At 54.8% G+C, this 21,501-nt stretch carries 24 protein-coding genes; 10 read left to right on the top strand and 14 right to left on the bottom strand.

All coding sequences use genetic code 11. The features are described 5' to 3' along the window. Positions 1 to 266: 266 nt before the first annotated feature. On the bottom strand, positions 267 to 1,607 hold the full coding sequence (locus KCR01S_RS04140; RefSeq protein WP_061280002.1) for an MATE family efflux transporter: 1,341 nt from the start codon (positions 1,605 to 1,607) through the stop codon (positions 267 to 269). A gap of 201 nt (positions 1,608 to 1,808) precedes the next feature. Here KCR01S_RS04140 and KCR01S_RS04135 point away from each other — a divergent pair, with 201 nt between their 5' ends. Next, positions 1,809 to 2,204: a lysozyme inhibitor LprI family protein gene (locus KCR01S_RS04135; RefSeq protein ID WP_061280000.1), complete on the top strand. Its 396-nt coding sequence runs from the start codon at positions 1,809 to 1,811 to the stop codon at positions 2,202 to 2,204. On the opposite strand, the gene rutR is transcribed toward KCR01S_RS04135, so the two are convergent. From rutR to KCR01S_RS04125, 3 genes are all read right to left on the bottom strand, one after another. Next, positions 2,201 to 2,839, bottom strand: a complete 639-nt coding sequence (gene rutR / locus KCR01S_RS04130; protein ID WP_061279999.1) for an HTH-type transcriptional regulator RutR — start codon at positions 2,837 to 2,839, stop codon at positions 2,201 to 2,203. The genes KCR01S_RS04135 and rutR overlap by 4 nt on opposite strands. A gap of 114 nt (positions 2,840 to 2,953) precedes the next feature. Beyond that, the gene (locus tag KCR01S_RS23870) at positions 2,954 to 3,130 is read right to left on the bottom strand and encodes a con-10 family general stress protein (RefSeq protein WP_035896676.1); all 177 of its coding nucleotides are present in this window, start codon (positions 3,128 to 3,130) and stop codon (positions 2,954 to 2,956) included. A 250-nt stretch (positions 3,131 to 3,380) separates the two neighbouring features. Then, positions 3,381 to 3,683: a hypothetical protein gene (locus tag KCR01S_RS04125; protein ID WP_061279997.1), complete on the bottom strand. Its 303-nt coding sequence runs from the start codon at positions 3,681 to 3,683 to the stop codon at positions 3,381 to 3,383. A gap of 310 nt (positions 3,684 to 3,993) precedes the next feature. On the opposite strand from KCR01S_RS04125, the gene wrbA reads away from it, so the two are divergent. Both wrbA and KCR01S_RS04115 read left to right on the top strand, forming a co-directional pair. After that, positions 3,994 to 4,602: an NAD(P)H:quinone oxidoreductase gene (gene wrbA, locus KCR01S_RS04120; protein WP_061279995.1), complete on the top strand. Its 609-nt coding sequence runs from the start codon at positions 3,994 to 3,996 to the stop codon at positions 4,600 to 4,602. Between the two features lie 15 nt (positions 4,603 to 4,617). Continuing rightward, the gene (locus KCR01S_RS04115) at positions 4,618 to 4,845 is read left to right on the top strand and encodes a YccJ family protein (protein ID WP_061279993.1); all 228 of its coding nucleotides are present in this window, start codon (positions 4,618 to 4,620) and stop codon (positions 4,843 to 4,845) included. 67 nt (positions 4,846 to 4,912) lie between these two features. Here KCR01S_RS04115 and KCR01S_RS04110 read toward each other — a convergent pair whose 3' ends face one another. Genes KCR01S_RS04110 through KCR01S_RS04095 form a run of 4 tightly spaced genes read right to left on the bottom strand, consistent with a single transcriptional unit; the run spans position 4,913 to position 8,015 of the window. Then, positions 4,913 to 5,596 (bottom strand): amino acid ABC transporter permease, encoded by a 684-nt coding sequence (locus KCR01S_RS04110; RefSeq protein WP_061279991.1) that lies wholly within the window; start codon positions 5,594 to 5,596, stop codon positions 4,913 to 4,915. After that, a complete protein-coding gene (locus KCR01S_RS04105; protein WP_061279988.1) occupies positions 5,586 to 6,368 on the bottom strand; it encodes an amino acid ABC transporter permease in 783 nt (260 codons plus the stop codon). Before KCR01S_RS04105 ends, KCR01S_RS04110 begins: the two co-directional genes overlap by 11 nt. After that, on the bottom strand, positions 6,368 to 7,186 hold the full coding sequence (locus KCR01S_RS04100; RefSeq protein WP_061279986.1) for an amino acid ABC transporter ATP-binding protein: 819 nt from the start codon (positions 7,184 to 7,186) through the stop codon (positions 6,368 to 6,370). The genes KCR01S_RS04105 and KCR01S_RS04100 overlap by 1 nt, the downstream gene beginning before the upstream one ends. A 1-nt stretch (position 7,187) precedes the next feature. After that, complete coding sequence (locus KCR01S_RS04095) at positions 7,188 to 8,015, bottom strand: ABC transporter substrate-binding protein (RefSeq protein WP_061280031.1); 828 nt, start codon at positions 8,013 to 8,015, stop codon at positions 7,188 to 7,190. 389 nt (positions 8,016 to 8,404) lie between these two features. Here KCR01S_RS04095 and KCR01S_RS04090 point away from each other — a divergent pair, with 389 nt between their 5' ends. The 4 genes from KCR01S_RS04090 to KCR01S_RS04075 all read left to right on the top strand — a co-directional run bounded on the left by KCR01S_RS04090 (position 8,405) and on the right by KCR01S_RS04075 (position 10,940). Beyond that, a complete protein-coding gene (locus KCR01S_RS04090; RefSeq protein ID WP_061280029.1) occupies positions 8,405 to 8,809 on the top strand; it encodes a Spy/CpxP family protein refolding chaperone in 405 nt (134 codons plus the stop codon). Positions 8,810 to 8,966: 157 nt separating this feature from the next. Next, on the top strand, positions 8,967 to 9,704 hold the full coding sequence (locus KCR01S_RS04085) for an SDR family NAD(P)-dependent oxidoreductase (RefSeq protein ID WP_061279983.1): 738 nt from the start codon (positions 8,967 to 8,969) through the stop codon (positions 9,702 to 9,704). A 12-nt stretch (positions 9,705 to 9,716) separates the two neighbouring features. Then, entirely contained in the window at positions 9,717 to 9,938 is a 222-nt protein-coding gene (locus KCR01S_RS04080) for a 2-hydroxymuconate tautomerase family protein (protein WP_061279979.1), read from the top strand. Between the two features lie 63 nt (positions 9,939 to 10,001). Next, on the top strand, positions 10,002 to 10,940 hold the full coding sequence (locus KCR01S_RS04075; protein WP_061279977.1) for a LysR family transcriptional regulator: 939 nt from the start codon (positions 10,002 to 10,004) through the stop codon (positions 10,938 to 10,940). A 49-nt stretch (positions 10,941 to 10,989) separates the two neighbouring features. Here KCR01S_RS04075 and KCR01S_RS04070 read toward each other — a convergent pair whose 3' ends face one another. Genes KCR01S_RS04070 through KCR01S_RS04060 form a run of 3 tightly spaced genes read right to left on the bottom strand, consistent with a single transcriptional unit; the run spans position 10,990 to position 15,107 of the window. Further along, the gene (locus KCR01S_RS04070; RefSeq protein WP_061279976.1) at positions 10,990 to 12,774 is read right to left on the bottom strand and encodes an aryl-sulfate sulfotransferase; all 1,785 of its coding nucleotides are present in this window, start codon (positions 12,772 to 12,774) and stop codon (positions 10,990 to 10,992) included. 24 nt (positions 12,775 to 12,798) lie between these two features. After that, complete coding sequence (locus KCR01S_RS04065) at positions 12,799 to 13,542, bottom strand: ABC transporter ATP-binding protein (protein WP_061279974.1); 744 nt, start codon at positions 13,540 to 13,542, stop codon at positions 12,799 to 12,801. Further along, a complete protein-coding gene (locus tag KCR01S_RS04060) occupies positions 13,539 to 15,107 on the bottom strand; it encodes an ABC transporter permease (RefSeq protein ID WP_061279973.1) in 1,569 nt (522 codons plus the stop codon). The genes KCR01S_RS04065 and KCR01S_RS04060 overlap by 4 nt, the downstream gene beginning before the upstream one ends. A gap of 222 nt (positions 15,108 to 15,329) precedes the next feature. Here KCR01S_RS04060 and KCR01S_RS04055 point away from each other — a divergent pair, with 222 nt between their 5' ends. After that, complete coding sequence (locus KCR01S_RS04055) at positions 15,330 to 16,397, top strand: ABC transporter substrate-binding protein (protein WP_061279970.1); 1,068 nt, start codon at positions 15,330 to 15,332, stop codon at positions 16,395 to 16,397. Here the strand turns inward: KCR01S_RS04055 and KCR01S_RS04050 are convergent. Together KCR01S_RS04050 and KCR01S_RS04045 are read right to left on the bottom strand one after the other, a co-directional pair. Beyond that, a complete protein-coding gene (locus KCR01S_RS04050) occupies positions 16,394 to 17,338 on the bottom strand; it encodes a LysR family transcriptional regulator (RefSeq protein ID WP_061279967.1) in 945 nt (314 codons plus the stop codon). The two genes, KCR01S_RS04055 and KCR01S_RS04050, sit on opposite strands and share 4 nt — an antisense overlap. Positions 17,339 to 17,437: 99 nt before the next feature. After that, positions 17,438 to 17,908 carry a GNAT family N-acetyltransferase gene (locus KCR01S_RS04045; protein ID WP_061279964.1) on the bottom strand — a complete coding sequence of 157 codons (471 nt, stop codon included), beginning with the start codon at positions 17,906 to 17,908 and terminating at the stop codon, positions 17,438 to 17,440. A 202-nt stretch (positions 17,909 to 18,110) separates the two neighbouring features. On the opposite strand from KCR01S_RS04045, the gene KCR01S_RS04040 reads away from it, so the two are divergent. Together KCR01S_RS04040 and KCR01S_RS04035 are read left to right on the top strand one after the other, a co-directional pair. Beyond that, positions 18,111 to 18,905, top strand: a complete 795-nt coding sequence (locus tag KCR01S_RS04040; RefSeq protein WP_061279963.1) for a hypothetical protein — start codon at positions 18,111 to 18,113, stop codon at positions 18,903 to 18,905. Positions 18,906 to 19,160: 255 nt separating this feature from the next. Further along, positions 19,161 to 19,967, top strand: a complete 807-nt coding sequence (locus KCR01S_RS04035; RefSeq protein WP_061279961.1) for an MBL fold metallo-hydrolase — start codon at positions 19,161 to 19,163, stop codon at positions 19,965 to 19,967. Between the two features lie 258 nt (positions 19,968 to 20,225). On the opposite strand, the gene KCR01S_RS04030 is transcribed toward KCR01S_RS04035, so the two are convergent. Then, on the bottom strand, positions 20,226 to 20,942 hold the full coding sequence (locus KCR01S_RS04030; protein WP_052282617.1) for a YebC/PmpR family DNA-binding transcriptional regulator: 717 nt from the start codon (positions 20,940 to 20,942) through the stop codon (positions 20,226 to 20,228). Positions 20,943 to 21,501: the final 559 nt, after the last annotated feature.

The raw sequence follows: 21,501 nt of genomic DNA, 5'->3' as shown, positions 1-21,501 counted from the left end.
GGGATGTGGGCTGAGGGCGCGGTTTTACAGGGATGTTACCTCGCGCCCGACCCGAAAGCCGCAAGGCATAAGCTGAGGGAACCGCGCAGCGGCGATTCTGCCGCCAGAGCGCGGGGGTGCAGGGGGCGGAGGCAATTGTCCGCCCCCTGCGCGCTCCTTGCGCCATTCAGATTATAGGGCGAGAGATAAATCAGGAGCGCAACCGGCTGGAAAGCTGAACGAAATATCACTTAACCAACTGGCATTACGGCATCTGCAGGTTGTTGTTAAAACATCGACTTGGTAGTCCACACCCGGCTACGCCAACGCCGATACATCAGCATTGCCCGCAGCCCCTCATCAATAATATAGGCCAGCCACACCCCGACCAGCCCTATCCCCAAATGTAGCCCCAGCAGCCATGAAAACGGCAGGCTAACAATCCACATCACGATAATGCCGCAGATAAAAGGAAAGCGAACGTCGCCGGTAGCATTCAGGCTGCTGATGACAATGATATTGGTCGCCCGCCCTAGTTCCAGCAAGATAGAGAACATAAACAGCCGTTTGGTAAGGGCGATAACATCCTGATTGGCGGTAAACAGTTGCATAATTGGCACAGCGCACAGGTAAATAGCGACGCTTATCGTCAACGCCACCATCAGCCCCAAACGCCAGCTTCTGATCCCCTGCTGATAGGCGGCATCAATTTCCCGCGCCCCCACCGCCCTGCCAATAATAATCTGCGAAGCCTGACCGATGGAGATGGCAAACAGCGCCACAAACTGGCTGATCGTCGAGGCGTAAACTTTAGTGGTGAGCGCTTCTGTCCCCAGCAGGGCGATAATGACGGTCACCACCAGCTGTGACCCGGCGTAAGAGAGGTTTTCTCCCGCCGACGGCAGCCCATAGCGTAAAATCGCCCCCAGCATTTTGCGTGAACACTGCCGCAGTTTTTGCCAGCGAAACGTGTAGCCAATATATTTTCGCAACATCCACGCCGAGATAAGCATCCCCGCCACGTTCGCAATACAGACAGAAATCCCCACGCCGGTGACACCAAGCCCGAGATAGCTCAGCTTGCCGTACAGAAACTGGTAGTTGAGAACGACGTTAATCACGCTGACCGTAATCGGCACCACCATCGCCTGGCGTACGAAACCGTGGGTACGAAGAATAGGTAGAATGGAAGAATAAAGGGCGATCACCACCGAAATACCGCCAATGATGCGGATAAACGGCGATCCCACGGTGACCAGCGCCTCGCTCAAACCGAGCCAGCGCAGGAAAGTGTCGCCGAGAAGGATAAAAATTAGGCTCATCGCCACGCCGAGGAAGAATGCGACCACCAATCCGTTGGTAATGACCCGCTCCACCCGCTTGAAGCGTTTTGCGCCAAGCAGCTGCGCCACCACAATCTGCACGCCGACGGTGAGAAAACCGTAGAAGATAACCGAGATCGCTAAAACCTGGTTGGCGACACCAGTAGCAGCCACGGCTTCATCCGAATAATGTCCCAGCATAAACACGCTGACGTAGCCCAACATCAACCGCAGCAATTGTTCTACAAATATCGGCCAGGCCAGGGTATATAGCCCTAACTTGACCGGAATCTCCGCGCCTGACATTAATAATAATCTCCCTTTATTCACCCAACGCCCGCATCCAACAGGGGATAATCAACCTTCGACACCGGAGACGTCTATCCGAACGTCGCGCTAGCATTCAAATTCAGAAAAACGAACGGTGGTTGGAGGAGATTCCGCGGTAAAATCGTGTTATATCCTGAGCCTATCGGGTTTGACTGAACATCTTTGGGGAGTAAATCAATGAAACGTGCATTACCGGCTCTTGCCCTGCTGCTGGCAAGCAGTTACGCGCTGGCGGACGATTGCGCTAACGACAGCACTCAGGCCGATATCAACGCCTGTGCGGCGAACCAGTATCAGGCTGCCGATAAAAAGCTGAATCAGACCTGGCAGGACGTGCTAAAACGCGCCCAGCCAGCCCAGCGTGAATTGCTGAAGAAAGCGCAAACCGCATGGATTAGCCTGCGCGACGCCGACTGTGCGTTTATCAGCTCAGCCACCGAAGGCGGCAGCATCCAACCGATGATCCACAGTCAGTGTCTGGCCGATAAAACCGAGGAGCGCGAAGCGTATCTGGCTTCTTTATTACAGTGTGAAGAAGGCGATTTGAGCTGCCCGCTGCCGCCGGCAAACTAGCGCACGCGAATTCCGTCGATGATGATCCGCTGGACGTTTTCGACGGTTTGCTGGAAGAAGGCTTCATCGCGCAGCGTTTTACCGGTCACGGCCTCCACCTGGGTGGCGAAATCCGCATAGTGTTGCGTGGTGGCCCAGATCATAAATATCAGATGATGCGGGTCGATGGGGGCAAGCTTTCCGGCGTTAACCCACGCGGCAATAATTGCTGATTTATCCGCGACCAGCGTTTTCAAATCCCCGGTCAGTTCATCCATTACCAGCGGCGCACCCTGCAGCATTTCCAGGCAGAACAGCTTTGATGCCTGCGGATAATCGCGGGAAACTTCGAGCTTCAGACGGATATACTCTTTGATTGCCACCAGCGGCGCTAAATCCTCGCGGAATGCCTTCAGCGGCGCCAGCCAGATATCGAGAATTTGCTGCATCACGGCGACGTAAAGCGCCTCTTTAGACGGGAAATAGTACAGCAGATTGGTTTTGGATACCCCGGCCTGTTCAGCCACCTGCTCGAGGCGCGTACCGTGGATCCCATACTGTGAAAAGGTATTCAGCGCGGCGGTAAGAATGGCCTGTTTCTTTGCGTTCACCGCCTGCGAACGTTTGCCACTCTTCTTTACTGCATCCTGAGCCATGCGCCCTCTCCTTTTTATTTACGGCATCAATACCTATTTTGCGGTCTGCGGGGCAAAAAAGAAACCGCCGGTATTAACCGGCGGCGTGGAGAAACGCTAACCTTTCATTCATCGCTAGCTACCGCGATGACTGCCATGGCTATTCTTTCCTCCTTTTTTGCCCGCTTCTGAGGCGCGTTGAGGATCGTTTTTAAAGTTCCCCCCGCTATGCTGGCCCCCCTTACGACCTGCTTCTGATGCTCTTTCACGGTCTTCGGCAAAATTGCCTGAACCGCCACGATGGTTTGCCATTACTGACCTCCGGTTGAGAGAACGATACAGTGCATTACGTAGATGAAAAGCGTAATCGCCCGCACGGTTGCGCAGGTACCTTTAAGGTTAGTCGTCACCGCGTCGCGCGATGGGAGTTAGTCATACTTTGTCATATTTACCGCCGGGTTTTAGTCCGACAGACAAGGCTGCCGCCATAATCGATTATTATGGCGCAGGAAACTGGGGATAAAAAAATGTGTCATTATGCGTCAGGGACAATCAGAGGGACTCATTTCAGGATGCCCAGATATTGCCCCTCTTTCATTAGCCTAACTTTGCCCGTGCGCTGGTGAAAAACGATGCGATACGGGCCGTGGATAAACACATCAGCATCGACATTGGACTCCTGCTTAGTTGCCCTCTCACCATTCACCGTCACCCGGTCGCCAAGGCGCGTGACCGTTACATCAAAACCCTGATAAACACGTTGCTTTGCTATCTGTGCATACTGTGCAACCGCCTGTACCGGCATGGAAGAACTTATCGCCAGACTTGCACCCGCCATCACTGCCGCTACCATCAATTTGCTCATTCACCTGCCTTCGTTATTGTCCTGCATTCAGACCGATTCTCGCGTAATCATCGCCCTTGATTGTTGATAACAATCAATCAAATAAATAGTTATCGTTCGGTACTATTTACGGGAATTATCAATATCCCGATTATTTTCACTTAAAAGCGGAGTCTGCTTCGCTCAAATGCTGCACATATCGTCTATTTCATGTGCAAACCGTTCCCTTTTCACCGATTTATTGCTGGCTCGATGCAGCACTCCCCCTAATTGCGACTATGCTTATTAGGGCTTGTTACGTTACCAACCAATTTGACACAGGAGAGTTAAGATGAGTGGAAATGCAAGTGTTCTGGTGCTCTATTATTCGATGTATGGACACATTGAGACGATGGCAAAAGCCGTTGCCGAGGGCGCGAACAAGGTCGATGGCGTAGATGTTGTCATCAAGCGTGTACCAGAAACCATGCAAGCTGAAGCCTTTGCGAAAGCTGGCGGCAAAGCGCAAGCCGTTCCCGTCGCGACCCCGCAGGAACTGGCAAATTACGACGCGATTATCTTTGGTACGCCTACCCGTTTCGGCAACATGGCCGGACAGATGCGGACCTTCCTCGATCAAACCGGTGGCCTGTGGGCGTCCGGTGCGCTGTACGGCAAACTGGCCAGCGTGTTTAGTTCAACCGGGACCGGCGGCGGTCAGGAACAAACCATTACCTCCACCTGGACAACCCTTGCGCACCACGGGATGGTGATTGTTCCTATCGGTTACGCAGCGCAAGAACTGTTTGATATTTCACAGGTTCGTGGCGGTACGCCTTACGGCGCAACGACCATTGCCGGCGCGGACGGTTCACGTCAGCCAAGCCCTGAAGAACTGGCGATCGCTCGCTATCAGGGCGAATACGTGGCGGGACTGGCCGTCAAAATGAAAAGCAAATAAGTTAGGGAGCAAAATATGCCCACACAAGAAGGCAAAGCACATCGTGTAGGTGAATGGGCCAGCTTACGCAACACCTCACCGGAAATCGCCGAAGCGATTTTCGAGCTGGCAAAATACGATGAGAAAGTCGCGGAACAAATCTGGGAAGAAGGCAGCGATGCGGTTCTTGAGCTGGCCTTCAGCAAAACGGATAAAGACGCACTGTTCTGGGGTGAGCAAACCATTGAACGCAAAAACGTTTGATCCATAGCGCCCAATGCGCCGACGCCCGGAAATTCCGGCGTCGGCGTTTTTTATGCCTCACGCGCAGCTACGCCGCCACTCGCCGCTGCCAACGTTTTGCCACCCGCTCCAGCCCAAAGCACAGCAGGTAATAAACCACGCCGATAAAGATAAAGATGGCCGTCGGATAGATCTGCACCCGGTTATTCACCTGCCCCGCCACGGTGGTTAACTCCGGTACGTTCACAATAAACGCCAGCGACGTATCCTTCAAAAGCCCAATGAAAATCCCCACCAGCGACGGCAGCACGTTGCGAAGCGTCTGCGGCAGCAAAATTAAGCGCAGGCTCTGCCCGGCGCTGAACCCCTGAGTTAAAGCGGCTTCAAATTGCCCCTTCGGCAAGGCTTGCAAACCAGCCAGCACCGAGTGCATCACCATAGCCGCGGTAAACCAGGCTAAAGCCAGCGTCACCGTGACCGCACCCGGCATGTCGCTACCGGTCAGCATCGGTAGCAAATACCATAGCCAGAAGATGACAAATATCAGCGGAATACCGCGAATAATTTCCGCCCACAGATACAGCAAACGCCGCACGGTGCCAGGAAACCGCCACGCCACGCAGGCTAACAAAATCCCTAACGGCAGCGCCAGTGCGCCAGCCCCGATCGCCATCATCAGCGTTAGCGCCACGCCGCCGGGTTCGCCCGCCGCCAGCCGTCCCCACAGCAGGTAGTCAAGGTTGTCGTAAATAACTGCCAGATTAGCGTTCATGCTGCATACCTCCTTGTACACCCGCCGCTTCGCTCACCCGTTTTGGCTGGCCGACCGGCTTAGGCCCCAGGCGAGTCAGCAGCAGTCCCAGCGCCACCCCGGTGAACAGATACAGCACGGTGCCCACCGCAAACGCCTCCAGCGCGTGGGCGTTGTAACTCTCAATCTGCCGCACCTGGTAGGTCAGCTCGGCAAAACCGATGCCGCTGGCAAGAGAAGAGAGTTTCATCAGGTTGAGATATTGTCCCACCACCGGTTGCCAGGCGTTTGCCAACCCCTGCGGCAGCAATACGTGGCGCAGTAGTCCCGCGGTAGAAAACCCCTGCGCCAGCGCGGCCTCACGTTGGCCGTTTGGCACGCTCTGCAGCCCGGCGGCCACCTCTTCGACCAGGAATGCTGAGGTAAACACCCCCAGCCCCCACGCCGAGCACAGAAACTCCGGCGTCAGCCACCACACGTTGCCCGGAAGAATTGACCAGTCGTGCGGGTCGTTGACAAAATCACGCAGCCCCTGTGGCAGAAAATTCCATGCGGCAAAGTACCAGAACAGCAGTTGCACCAGCAGCGGAGTATTACGAAATATCGACACCCAGCAGGCGGTGATCCCCTGCCCCAGACGGCCACCGGCCAGACGCAGCAGCAGAAATAGCATTGCCAGCACGCTGGCCAGCACCACGCCGGCCAGCGTCACCCATAGCGTGGTCAGAAAACCGGATAGAATCCATTGCAGAGGCTGCCCGCTGAGCACCCCCTGCCAGTCAAAATGCATCATCACTCGCTCCGATCCTGATGCAGCGGGTCAAGCACCTTCTGCAGAAAACGGACCGCGCGTGGATGCTGCGGACGGGCAAAGAACTCGGCGGGTGACGCCACTTCTAGCACATCGCCACCGTCGATAAACACCACTCGATCCGCAATTTCACGGGCAAACTGCATTTCATGCGTTACCACGATCATGGTGATCCCGCTGTGAGCCAGCGATTTCATCACCTGCAATACTTCGCCGATCATCTCCGGATCCAGCGCCGAGGTTGGCTCGTCAAAGAGAATGATTTGCGGCGAGGAGGCCAGAGCCCGAGCAATCGCCACGCGCTGCTGCTGGCCACCGGACAACTGGGACGGCATAGCGTCCGCTTTTTCCGCTAGCCCCACGCGGTCGAGCAGTTCCCGCGCCCGCGTTTGCGCCCTGTCGCGCTTCCAGCCGTGAACCGACTCCAGCGCCAGCGTGATGTTCTGCGCCGCCGTCAGGTGGGCATACAGGTTAAATTGCTGGAAGACGAAACCAATACGGCTGCGCAGCTGGCGCAGCGCTTTCCCGTTCAGTTGCCGGGTTGGCTTATCATCGACGAGAATTTCGCCGCCGCTCAGGGTTTCCAGCTGATTGATAAGACGAATCAACGTCGATTTCCCCGAGCCGGAAGGCCCGAGGATCGCCACCACTTCGCCGGGATTAATCGTCAAATCGATGCCGTTAAGCACCCGATGACGACCATATTCTTTCACGGCCTGACGGAACACCACGCTGGCGTTGTTCAGATGTGAAAAATCCGCGGCCCTGGCCGCGGAATGAGAGAGTAAAGCCGACAACATATTATTTTGCTTCTATGGTAAAGGAACGTGGCTGCGGGGCTTTGGTCGATGGGCCAAACCAAACATCATAGATTTTTGCCGCTTCACCGGATTTTTCCAGCGCGACCAGCTCGTCGTTTACCGCTTTCAGCAGCGCCGGCTCGCCTTTTTTCACACCCACGCCAATCTCTTCTTTGCTCAGCAATTCCGGCAGAATTTTGAATTTGGCTTTGTCCGGCGCCTCGCCCAGCAGGCCGGCCAGGATAGTGCTGTCCTGAGTGATGGCCTGCACGTTGCCGTTGCGCAGCGCGGTCAATGCCAGCGGAATATCGTCATAGGAGAGCACGCGCGCCTGCGGGAAACGCTGGTGCAGCGTCTGCTCGCCGGTGGTGCCTTTCACCGCGCCAATACGCGCTTTGCTGAAATCATCCAGTTTGTCGCCGCCGCTGGCAGGCACCAGGAACTGCTGCCCGGTCACAAAGTACGGGGTAGAGAAATCAATAACCTGCGCGCGCTCCGGGGTGATGGTGATATCGGCAACAATCAGGTCCGCCTTGCCGGACTGTAACAGCGGGATACGGTTTGCCGGGTTGGTCGCCACCAGCTCTAGCTTCACGCCCAGCGATTTCGCCAGCGCTTTGGCGAAATCCACGTCATAACCCACCAGCTCGTGGGTTTTGGCATCCACGGAGCCAAACGGCGGGTTGGCGTCAAAGGTGGCAACCTTTACCACGCCTTTGGCTTTGATATCCGCCAGTTGGTCTGCCTGTGCGGTGAATGTGGCGAGCCCGGTTGCCGTCAGGCCCACCAGCAGTGCGAGTTGTGTGAGAGTCTGTTTTGTCTTTGCCATAATTTTCTCGATACCCTGTTTTTGTATTGTCTTTTTACGCTCCCACACAGTCCTGAGCGGAACAAATAACGATTCGTTATTCCTTATAACAAAAAAGGTTATTGCCAAAGTAATTGTTATTTAAAGGTAAAATCTCACCAATACCGGTAACTTATACGCAAAAATCGCCATTGCTTCGACCGATTTCGCATTTGCAAAAACAATGGATTTACTGCTGAAATAGAGAGGGCTAATGTAAGTAACCAAGTATGATTTCACGATGTGATTGTTTCTCATCGTTACCAGCGGAAACAATAATCAGCAAGCGTCATCGACGACAAGCAACCTATGATGAACCCGGCAAAAAAGTAGGGTTTCCCCCTGTTACTTGAACGTTATGGATGATCAAAATGCTTAAATTTACCCGCACCGCTTTATTGGTTGCCACGCTGGCTGGCGCTACCTTCGCATCTCAAGCTGCTACCACCACTCCCGCACCATCACAAGACCCGATTGTTCAGCACCTGAAGCTGAGCGATGCTCAGGTTTCCAAAATCAACAGCCTGCACGATCAGATGGTCAAAAACGTCAAAGGTATCTCGCTGAAAGATGTTAAAGACGGGATGATCATCGACATGATCCAGTCCGGTAAATGGGATGAGAGCGGCGTTAAGAAACAGCTTTCTGCATTCAGTAACGTTGACCAGCAGGTCCGCTATTACAAAGTGAAGTACTACTTTGATCTGAGCCAGGTGCTGACGCCAGAACAGCGTAAGCAGGTACAGAGCGATATCGCACAGGCTGCAGCCGAATAAGTTTCCGCATTAACGCGGTGGCGAAATCCACCGCGTTTCACACAGCAGCGTCCAGTTATTCCCTCAAGGAACAATAGATACAATCCCAGCGTCGTTCATTCCCCTTCCTCACTGCCATATAGTTTCCCTCAAGTCATAACCACTGAAGGAAACAACCATGAAATCGAAATCTGTCATCGTCACCGGCGCTTCAAGCGGTATTGGGTTTGCCATCGCTCAGGCCTTTCTGAGCCGGGGTGACAACGTGGTGGCCAATGCCCGTACTCGTCAGGATCTGGAGAAAGCGGCAGAAGAATGGGGTTCACCAGAAAATTTGCTGCTGGTCGCCGGTGATATTGCGCTGCCCGACACCGCAGAAACCCTGTTCACCGAGGCCGAGGCGCGTTTTGGACAAGTCGATATTCTGGTCAACAACGCCGGGGTATTCATTTCCAGACCGGTCGCCGACTATACCGAGCACGATGTCGAAACCATGCTGGCCGTCAATATGAAGGGATTTTTCTACCCCGCTCAAAAGGCGGCAGAGCATATGCGCGCCCATGGCGGCGGTCATATCATGGCGATTACCGCAGCCATTGCCATGCAGCCTAATATCGATGTTCCCGCCCTGCTCCCTGTCATGGTGAAAGGTGGGCTTAATCATGCGGTGAAAGGTCTGGCGCTGGAACTGGCCGATGCGGGGATCATGGTCAACGCCATTGCCCCCGGGATTATCGCGACCCCAATGCACTCGCAGGATCCGCAAACTCTGGAAGCGCTAAAAAACATGGCGCCGACGCATCAGGTTGGTAACGTGCAGGATATCGTCAATGCCGTGATGTATCTGGCCGACTCGCAGTTCGTCACCGGCACCATTATGGCAGTGGACGGCGGTTCAACCGCGGGCAAGTGGTAATCCGGGGGAAATATGCCTTACATCAATATTAAAATCACCGATGAAAAGGTCACTGCATGGCAAAAACAGCAGTTGATTGAAGGGGCTACGCTATTGCTTGAACAGGTGTTGAATAAGCCACGGTCTACGACGTATGTGGTCATCGATGAGATCAATACCGACAACTGGGGCGTGGGCGGCGAGACCGTCACCGCGCTGCGCCTTAAAGCGGGGTCGCCATCACCCCAGGTGTGACTCTCGTCGCTCGTCGTATATCATGACATACGCCCCGCCCGTCGTTAAGGACACCGAACAACTATGACGCAGCGTTTGAACGACATCATGATCAGCAGTATCGATCTGTTTTGCCTTGCCGCAGAGCACCAGAGCTTCACCGTTGCAGCCCAGGCCGCAGGCATTTCCCCTGCGGCCGTCAGCAAAACCATCTCGCGACTGGAAGAGCGTCTGGGTATTCCGCTGTTTATCCGCTCCACCCGGCAGGTCAGGCTGACCGATGCCGGGCGGCAATATGCAGCACAGTGCCGCGCAGCGATGACTTTACTGCACAACGCAGAGCTACAGGCAACCGGAAAGCAGGAAGCCCCTTCCGGCACCGTGCGTATCAGCTTGCCTGCCGCCTACGCGCACTGGCGGCTATTTCCCCTGATCCCCCTGTTTCAGCAAAGATACCCTCTGGTTAAACTGGAATTTCACGTCAGCAACCGCTGCGTCAACTTCTCGCGTGATGATTACGATTTGGCTATCCGCGGCAACGAACTGGACGACTCCAGCCTGATTGCCCGTAAACTGGAAGATGCCGAACTGCTGATGGTGGCCTCTCCCGGCTATCTGCGACAACATCCGCCGCTGAAGAGCCTTGACTGTCTCTCATCGCATCAGTGTATTCAGTTTGTGCTGCCCGGCAGCGGGCGACAGGCGGGATGGCTGGTACGCATCGGAGAAAAACGCAAAGAAATAGCCCTGAAGGGCAATTTGCTCTGTTCGGAGGATTATCTGGCGGGAGTTTCGCTGGCGAAACATGGTGCTGGGATTTATCAGATATATCGTTTTGTCGTCGCTGACGCGCTGGAACGTAATGAGTTACAAGAAGTATTGCCTGAAATGAATCGCGCAACACGCCCCTTCTATCTGGTTTACCCGCAGGCCCAGCATATGCCACACAGAATTCGGGTATTTATTGAGTTTATTATCGACAATCTGCGGCAGACTGAGTCTGCTATCGTTGGGCGGGCATAAAACGCACCGCCTAGCCCTGAGTCTCTCTCCCAGGGCCGGGCAGTTCTCATCAGCCAATGACGCCGTTCAGCCACTGGTGCAGGTTTTCCACCGACAGCTGTGCCGGGGCACGGTCGGTTGGCTGCCCCTGTTTGATGATCAGCAGCGTCGGCAACCCGCGTACGCCAAGGCGGGTGGCCAGTTCCTGATGCAGGTCGGCATCCAGATAGCGGGTTTCCAGCGGCGCAATCTGCCGCGCGAGTTTCTCATGCGCCAGCAGTTGCCAAAGCTTGCGGCAATGCACGCAACGCTCGGCACCGACAAACAGCAATATCGTGCTTTCACTCACCAAATCATCCGCTGAGCTTACCGGCGTAAAGGCACTTTCCGCCACGCGAAACAGCTTAGGGCTGCGGCGTAGGGTATCGTTGTCGGTCGCCACGCACAGCGCATCGGCGCTTTTACTGTACGGTTGCACGCCCGCTACGCGCACCACGCTTTGTGCCGTCCCGGCTGCCGCGCCCGGCTGGCGCAGCGTGCGTACATCCACCGGTACGATTGGCGTCTCCTGCGGCAGCGCCAGCTGCGGGATCCAGGCGTAAGGGATACGATAGGCGCGATAGACCATATTGTTGTTCAAGGTCTTGCCCCAGTAAGGCGAAATATATTCCCAGACAATTTCGTGGTCATGCGTGACTTCAAAGATACGCCCGTTCGAGCCTTCGTTAATCAGCGTGTTGCCGTTTTCCAGACGCTGCATATTGCTGATATACGGGCTGTAGAAACGGTAAGAGTCGGTCGGCTGCGGCAGATCCGCTTCGTAAGGCGAGTAGCGCCATTCAATGTCCAGCGTCAGCGGGTTAATCTCGAGGATCCGCGAATAGTCGCGCCAGGCGTTTTTCACCCCATCCGCTGAAGCCGGGTTCGGTGCGCCATATCCGGCCCAGCCGCCGTTATCGAAAATCAGGATATTGCCCGCGCCCGGCAGCCCCTGCGGGATCATATGCGCGTGGTGCTGACCGATAATCCAGCCGATGTGCTTGAGCTCCGGTTTGCTGTAATCCGGGCCAAGCTGCCAGACGATTTTGCCGCTGGGTTTATCGATGATGGCGATAATATTAGACTCGCGGGCATCCCAGATAATGTTATCGGGATGGAAACGCGCATCCCCCGCGTCATACCATTTATTCGGCCCCAGCGCCGACATCGAGTTGATGTGCATCCAGTCGCCCATCCCGCCACCGCTGGCACGCATATTGGGGTTGTTATACAACGCGGTCCGCGCCGCATCGTCAAAGCCCAGCTCGTGGAAATGGTCGCTGCAGCGCCACTCCCACACCACGTTCCCCTGCCAGTCGACCTCAATAATGGTGTCATCGAGCAGCAGCTTGTCAGAGATGTCTTCGTTCACCAGGTTGGTGTGGGCGAGAATCAAGGTATTCCCCCCTTCCACCTGCGGCTCCAGCCCCGGCGCATAGTAGCCCACCGGGTTGCCCGCACGCTGATAGTCGTGATGCGCTCGCGCCATCCAGCGCGTTTCATTGCCCGGATCGCTCACCTTCTCGTAACGGTCGAATGACCAGGTGACGTTGCCTTCCCAATCGACCTGGATGAGGTCGAGCATATCCTGCATGCCGTAGCGCGGATCGCGCTCGCCGCTGTGGCCAAGGATGGCGCCACCGGGCAGAATTTTATTCGGAAAACCGTGCAGTTCCGGCCATTCACGCACCACCTGGCCGTTCATATCCACCAACACCGCGCCGTGTTCGGTGGCCTGAAAAAGGGTGTAACCGCTCCAGGCGCGCTTTGGATCGTAAAGAGTCGCGCCGGTCGGATAAACGGAAGGAAATCCCATGTTGTTGCTCCTTAAAGATAAAAATCAGGCAGAAGTAATCAGATTGCGAATATGCCGACAGGCGGCGGTATACGAGGCGTCGTCACGCTGGCGTGGATGCGGCAGCGCGAGGCTGACGATCTCTTTGATTCGCCCCGGCCGCGGCGACAGCACCACCACCCGGTCGGCCAGCGCCACCGCCTCTTCCACGTCGTGGGTCACCAGCAGCGTAGTGGTTCCCGCGCTTTGATGAATGTGTAAAAGTTCCTGTTGCAGGGTATGGCGCGTCAGGGCGTCCAGCGCGCCGAAAGGTTCATCCAGCATCAGAATTTGCGGCCGGGCGACCAGACCTCGCGCAATGGCCACCCGCTGGGCCATACCGCCGGAAAGCTGCGCGGGCAAGGCGCTGGCAAACTCGGTGAGCTGCACGCGGTCGAGCATTTCCAGCGCCCGCTGGCGCTTCGCCCCACGGCTCAGTTTTTCATCCGCCAGCCCCAGCATCACGTTGTCGACCACGTTCAGCCATGGAAACAAGCGCGGTTCCTGAAACACGATGCCGCGCTCTTTACCGACGCCGGTCACCGGTTCGCCGTTAATACGAATATCGCCCTGAGTAACGGATTCCAGGCCAACCAGCATTCGCAGGAGGGTCGATTTCCCGCAACCGCTACTGCCCACCAGCGCCACCAGTTCACCGGCGGCAATGTCGAGACTGAAATTGTGCACGGCCGTCACCTGTTGCCAGGATTTACGCACATGCTGAAAAGAGACCAAAGTCGATGTGGTCATCGTTGCTCCTGTTGACGCCAGCGGGTGGCGCGAAATTCCAGTAAACGTCCGGCTTTATCCAGCGCCGCACCGGTCAGGCCGATAAGCACCATGCCGCAGAGAATGGTTGGCATATCCAGCAGCTGTTGGGCATTGATCATCAGGCTGCCGATACCGATGCCGGAGGACATGAAGTATTCGGCACCGATGTTGCCAAGCCAGGCGTAAATCAGCGCCAGCCGAAGTCCGGAAAAAATCCCCGGCGCGGCACCGGGAAGGATCAGCCGACGCAGGCGCGTCAGGCCGCTTAAGCGCAGCACCTGGGCCACTTCATCGAGCTGCGGGTTACGCTGGAGCACCGCCTGAAGCGTGCTAAAGAACATCGGGAAGAACGATGCCAGCGCAATAAAGACGATTTTGCCGCCGTTATCGTTGCCGACCCAGGCGGTCAGCAGCGGCAGCCAGGCAAACAGCGCGATATGGCGCAGGACGTTAAGGGTGGGCGTGAAAATCTGCCCGGCGCGTGGACGCAGCGCCAGCAGCAACCCGCACAGCAGTCCGCTGGCGATACCGATAGCGCCACCAACCAACGCCCTACCGAGGCTTGCCAGCATCGCGGCGCTAAGCTCGCCATTGGCCACGCCCTGCACAAAACGCTCGCCCACCGCCAGCGGCGACGAGAATAATGCCCCATCAATCCAGCCCCACTGGGTCGCGAGCTGCCACAGCACCAGCAGAACAAGGGGTAATTGCAGCGCGCGCCAGCTGGCCTGCGGTTTCCACGCCAGACGACCCGCTGCCGGCTGCGGCCAGAACACCAGCCGCGAATAGGCGCGGTTTGCCGCCCACTCCATCAGCATGCCGCTGAAGCCAACGACCGCGATGGTGACGAAGACAATATCCAGCTGAAACAGCTGACGCCCCCAGAGCATCAGGTAGCCAATCCCTTCCGATGAGGCCAGCAGTTCAACCACGATAAGCGAAACCCACGCCTGCGACAGCGCCAGCCGCAGGCCGGTAAACCAGCCGGGCAGACTCGCCGGGAGCACCAGCCAGCGCAGCCGCTGCCAGCGGGAAAAATTCATCACCCGCCCCGCTTCACTGAGCGCCAGCGGCACGCTGGAGACCGCCTGCTGAGTGTTGATGGTCATCGGCACCACGGTGGTTTTCACAATCACCGCCAGCTTGAGGCCGTTATCGATACCGAACAGCACCATAAACAGCGGGATCCACCCAAGCGTTGGGATCTGCGCCAGCGCATAAAACAGCGGCTCGACTCGCTGGGCGGCTGCCGGGACCAGACCAAACAGCGCGCCAAGCAGCGTGCCGGCTATCGCCCCCAGCAGCAGGCCAAGCGCTAGGTGCTGAAGACTAAATCCCCACTGCGCCAGCAGATCGCCGCTTAACAGCGACCACGCGGTCTCGGCGACCACCGACGGCGCGGGCAGGATTTGCTCCGGCATCCAGCGCTGCTGCGCGGCGACGAACCACAGCAACAGCACCAATACCGGCAGCAGCCACGGCCAGCCGTTAAGCCTGACGCTCGGCCTACCGGTCATGCCTGTTCTTAAAATCATCTGCGACATATTGGTCCACTTATCGGCAAGTTATGTCGCTATAAAAACGTGCCTTGCGCCGCGCCGCCATTGCGTTAAGCGAATAATCCCGATGCAACGAATGCATTTCAGCCTGCCGGGCACGCCGCCTCTGATTTAGCTTTTTTTCACCCATTCTTTGCGAATAAAAGCATTTAACAGTTTGCCCATTGGCTTATTAGGGTGAGAAAAAACTCACTGGAGCAATAACTTATGATGAAAGCATTTTTTAGCCGTACCTCGCTGGCGCTGGTTGCCGTGTTTGGCCTGCTGGCCAGCGCTCAGGCCGAGGAGCTGCGCACCATTCGCATCGGCGTGCCGGACCAAAGCGCCGGAAGCCAGCCGTTTATCGAGGGGCCGGTCGGGATGGCCTATATTCGCCATCAACTGGAAGAGGTGTTTAAGCCGCAGGGCGTGGAAGTGAAATGGCAATTTTTCAAAGGCGCGGGCCCGGCGGTGAATGAAGCCTTAGCCAACCAACAGCTCGATTTCGTTTATCTTGGCGATCTGGCGGCGATTATTGGCAAAGCCAACGGCCTGCCGACGCGCCTGCTGCTGGGCAGCCGTGGCTCCGAATCGTATCTGGCAGCGACCAAAGCCTCGGGGATTAAAACGCTGGCGGACTTGAAGGGCAAAAGGGTGGCGGTATACCGCGGCACGGCGGATCAGTTGGCTTTTGACCGCGCGCTGGCGACCGTTGGCCTCAATGAGCGCAGCCTGCAGGTGATTAACCTCGACTGGACCGCCGGTAAAGCGGCGCTGGCGGCCGGGCGCGTGGATGCAGTGTGGGGCGGCGTCTCCCTGCTGGCGCTGCGCGGCGATAAGATTGATGTGGTGGTGAAAAGCGGTGATTCGGGCCGCCAGAACACCACACAGGCGGCGTTCCTCGGCACCCAGACCTTTATCGAAAGCTGGCCGCAGGCGACCCAGCAGATTATTAACGTGCTGGTGAAAAATGCGGCTGAGATCAGCGACCCGGCCAATACTCAGGCCTGGTCCGCCGAGATGGCCAAACAGAGCCAGATCCCGCAGGCGCTGTTCCTTGAAGAGTTAAAACCGCAGGAACTTAACTTTAGCACCTCGCCGCGCATCGACCCGTTCCTGGCCGACAGTTTTAGCAGCAGCGTAGAGCAGGCGAAAGCGGGCCGTCTTATCCGCAGCGCATTTGACGCTAGCCAGTGGGCCGACGGCCAGTTTGTTGAGCAGGCGCTGAAAACCCAGCAACTGGAAAAACAGTGGCCGCAGTACGATAGCAAAGGCCACCCCGCCAACGCCGGTTAAGCCCCTTCCCCCTGCGCCAGCCTCAAACTGTGATGCTGGCGGTCAAGCAGGAGGATAATCTCAATCAGCTTTTCCACCAGCGGTGGCTGCACCGCATGAACCGGGGAGATAATCGCAAACCGGGTCTGCATCAGCCGCCACTCATCCGGCAAATCGCTCAGCTCCAGCTTCACCAGCCGATGACTGTGCTGGCACAGTGCGAAGCCATCTTCGCTGGCAAAACTTATCGCATCGGTATGGGCTAACGTCGAAAGCAGCGCGTAGATATGATCGCACTGGATCGCCGGGGTAAAGTCCTGCTGCTGGCTTAGCGTGGCCAGTACCTTGCGCACGCCCGGCGGTAAATACGGCGCGGCGAAGGGATAACGCAGCATGGTCTGAATGGAAACCGGCCCCTGCTGCGCCAGTGGATGCTCGGCGTGGCAGACAAAAAAGCAGCGCTGTGGGCTGAGCGGCTGAACGCGCAGCTGCGGGTCCAGTTCGGCCTGCCAGCTATCGGCCACCACGAACGGATACTGCTGGGTGGTCAGCGCATGATGCAGGGCAAACCAGTTATCGATATGAAAGCGCACCCGCGCCTGCGGGAGCTGTCGGTGAAACTCGCCGACGGCCGCTGGAATCAACCGCGCCCCCGGGGCCGGGCCGCAGCCAAAGGCCACCTCACCGTTTTGCGCATCGTCCGCTTCACGCAGCTGGCTGCTGAGTTCAACGTTGAGTTCCTGAAAGCGCCGCGCGTAGGGCAGCAGCTTTTGCCCATGCAATGTGAGCGTCGGGAGCTTACTTTGTCGGTCGAATAACGGATGACCGACGCTCTGCTCCAGCGCCTGAATGCTGCGGCTGAACGCCGACTGCGACAGACAGACCGCTTCCGCCGCACGATTAAAACTGCCGTATTCAACCAGCGCGACGAAGTTGCGTAGTTGGCGAAAATCCAGATGCATATGCCCGCTTTATGATTATTTTATTTCCAATAACACTACTGGATTGATACCGGGTTAGGCAATGGCGGTCGTTTATCCGTCGCGATGAGGAAATAGCCTCTACAGATTGATAGCCATATCGATACAGGGCAAACCTTCCGGAATCAGTCGCGACGGAGAGATATTTTGCTGGATAAAATGAAAACCATGGCGTTCATAAAAAGTTTGCGCGTTCGGCGTTGCGCAGAGGGTTAATTGTTTAAATCCCCGACTCCGCGCTTCATTTTTAATGGCTGTAATAATCTGGCTGGCCAATCCTTTACCCGTAAAATCCGGCAGAGTAAAAATCGCCTCCACGGTGCCCGCCGACACATCAAGATAGCCCGTAGCTACCAACCCAACGTTGGTAATATCAACGGCAAAGAAGGGGTTTTCCTTTATCACCACTCGGTAACCTTCCGGCATCTCTTCCGGCGTCCAGGCCGTGAGGACCTCCTGGCTATAGCTAGTTTGACAGCCCTGCCGAATAGAGAGATTACGAATCTTCCAACAGGCTTCCGCTTCTTCAGCTGAGACGAGTCTTATCTTCATTTTTATCGGTTTCCATTTTGCCACCATCACCCAAGTAGATTTATCATAAACGGGAACAATTTCGATATCTCCTCTCTGGGAAGTTAACAGCGGACTGACTCAGGAGACCAATTGTATTGGCGTATTATCCGGGCGAAATCCCCCCTTTATTTCATAGCGGCCAGAGAACAACAGCCGTAGCTATTATTAAAACGAGTCACACATGGATAAGAGTAAAAAGTCAGAATATATAAAATTAGCGGTGGTTCTGTTTATCGCCTTTGTGGTCATTAAAGCCTGTACCGATAGCGACAATAGCGCACCGCCTTCCGCATCAAGTACACAGGCGGTACCGGTTGCCGCAACCACTGACACCACGCAGGATAAGACCGCGGCAGATAGGCCACCTGCCGTTGATACCGGCTACACCCGCAAAATAGCCGAATACGCCTTCGACGATTACACTCCCGACCAATTTCCAATGCTGAACAAAGCGCTGGGTAAAAAGGGATTAGCCGAAGCCGCAAAAGGAACCCACTCCGCCGCCTTCCGCGTGGCGCAATCCCCGGACTGCGACCAGGTAGAAACAGCCGCCATCGTGAATGAATCGACGAAGAAAAACGTGCGTTATTTCGTTAACTGCGCAAATAACAACCAATGGCACTTCAAAGCATCGGAATTGAAAGACAGCGCTGGAAAATGGTATACCGCCGAAAATGCTCCCGCCGTGGGGATGAGCGACACCGCCCGCCGCGCCGCAGAACGTGAAAACCTGGAGAAAAATGCGCCGGGAAGCATGGGGGAATGCGTCCAGTTGCTTAAATCCCGTCTAAAACATCCGGACAGCGCGGATTTTCATATCCTGATGGGATCAGCCGACTTTATTAACCAGGATGATGAACGCACTATCCAGGTCGAATTTGAGGCGAAGAACGGTCTGGGTAATGAGCTAACCTACACCGGGCAATGTGTGTTCCACAAAAACGGTAAAGTCGCCGTCGATATTTTTGACCGTTAACCTCTGCCCCTGCGCAATGCCGGGTTTTAGCTCGCAAACGGTAAAGTAAAACGCTTTTAAGGGTGCTAAAAATGCGCCCTTAAAAGTCATTAGCGCCAGCCAAAAGCCCCCCTTTTATTTCTGCTGCTCGCTCAACAACCGCACAATCAAGCACATCGCGATACCCGGGTGTGCCAGGCTGACTGTGTTTAAATCGTGATGAAACAGCACCTACCGAGTGCGCCCCTGGCGAAACGGCACATTGAGGAGAGCGGAATGATTACATTATGCAAAGCCTGCGGGACGTCCTATGAGATAGCCGATACTCATCCCACACATTGTCCTATCTGTGAAGATGAACGCCAGTATGTTCCCGCAAGTGGTCAACAATGGGTCGATTTTGACGCCCTTCGCGCTTCGCACACCAATAAGTGGCAACAGCACGACGATTCGCTCCTCAGCTTCCGTACCGTGCCTGATTTTGCTATCGACCAACGCGCATTTATTCTCCGCACGCCAGAGGGCAACATTTTGTGGGACTGTATTCCCACGCTCGATGACGCCACCAAAACGCTCATTCACTCTCTCGGGGGGCTTAAGGCCATCGCCATATCACATCCTCATTACTACAGCACCATGCAGGATTGGGCCGCGGAATTTAACGCCCCCATTTACCTTCATGACAATGACCGCCAGTGGGTCATGCGCGACAGCCCGTGGATACGTTTTTGGCAAGGCGACGCCCTTAAGCTGACCCGCGATGTCCGGGTGATCCGCCTCGGCGGTCATTTTGCGGGCGGCTGCGTTCTGTACTGGGCGCGAGATGAAGGCGTGATACTTTCCGGCGACATCGTGCAGGTCACTCCCGGCGCACGTGCCGTCTCGTTTATGTGGAGTTACCCTAACCTCCTGCCGCTGCCAGCCGCGACGGTTCGCGACATCATCCAGCGACTGAGTACGGTGAAATTTAAGCAACTCTACGGCGCGTTTGAAGGGAAAGATATTACGCAGAATGCCGATGAGATAGTGCAAATTTCGGGGGAGAAGTATATTTCTTGTCTTGGGGATATGGGCGGTGAGTAGCTGGCCGTTAATTACTGGACTGCCCTCTTGCATAAATAGCGGTTACTTCTTTTTTTGAAGCGTATTTCGAGAGGCTGAACTTGCAGGTGCTCCTTTATTCTCTCTTATCGGAGAGTTAGGACCAGGGGCTTCAATTAATATAATTTCTTTTGACAGACGGCCTTTTATCTATTTTTATAAACAGTATATCTGGTCAGAAGATATACTGTTTATAGCAGCTTTATCATTTAAAAAGCTGCCATGATGACAGCTCTTTAATTAAAGATTGGCAACGTTATGATAGACTTTTTGAACATCATCGTCAGCTTCAAGCGCATCAACGAGACCTTCAAAGATTGCTAAATCTTCTTCTGAAAGTTCAATTTCTGCTTGAGCAATCATTTCTAATTCTGTAGATGTGAATTCAGTAATGCCCGCTGCTTTCAACGCGGCAATACCTTTGTGAAGATCGGTAGATTCGGTATAAATAATGATGTTCCCTTCTTCTTCGGTAACATCACGAACTTCGACTTCAGCATCCAGCAAAATTTCAAAAATACGGTCAGGGTCAGTACCTGCAAATACAATCACACCGGTATTGTCAAACATATAGCTGACAGAACCAGCCGCGCCGATATTGCCGCCTTTTTTATTGAAGATGTTGCGGACATTGGCAATCGTGCGGTTAACGTTTGAAGTCAATGTTTCAGCGATGACCATTGAACCATTTGGCCCAAAGCCTTCATAACGGCCTGGCACAAACGTTTCGTCTCCGCCGCCTTTGGCTTTATCAATGGCTTTATCAATAACGTGCTTTGGAACCTGGGCTTGTTTTGCGCGTTCAATAACGAATTTTAACGCTGAGTTTGATTCTGGGTCTGGTTCACCTTGTTTAGCAGCGGCATAGATTTCTACACCGAATTTTGCATATACGTTAGACGTTGCACCGTCTTTAGCCGTTTTTTTAGCAACGATATTGGCCCATTTACGTCCCACTGGAACAGTCTCCTCAAAAATGTATTTACATTAACGGCAGCTTAATAAAGCGACACGTTTTTCTGTCCCATTATATCATGACATGCAAATTCTCGTCTATGAGAAATGAAAAAGAGAAATATTACGTAATGTTACTTTAAATTCATTAGTAGTTAACATTATGGATAAATCACTCTAAACCCCTCTTGTGATTCTTTTACTTTTTATTCTCAATATTGAACTACAACAAAAAAAACATATAAGAAAAGAAGAGCAAAATGCGGGCTATGTTAGGAAAAATACAAAAGATGGGCCGGGTGATATAAAAGACTTTCGCTAGTGCGTTCGCTTAATAGCTATCGATATTGCTGGGCTTGACATTATGTAAGCAACGGACGGAGTCAGGCCCTGTAGGTTGTCCGATCAAGTGGCAATTATTATAAATGCCACCCTGACCTTTTATATAGAATGCTCACATCTGATTCTGGAATGGAACGGACAAACCAAATTGGCTGGAGGTCTGCTATGAGTGAGGTGCGGACAATGGGTAATCCTTTCTTTTGCCGGTGTTTTATGTTTC

This window comes from Kluyvera cryocrescens NBRC 102467 (assembly GCF_001571285.1).
In the GTDB taxonomy this organism is placed as follows: Bacteria; Pseudomonadota; Gammaproteobacteria; order Enterobacterales; family Enterobacteriaceae; genus Kluyvera; species Kluyvera cryocrescens.
Note: the sequence above shows the minus strand (reverse complement) of the source record. Positions and strands in the feature narration are given on the sequence as shown.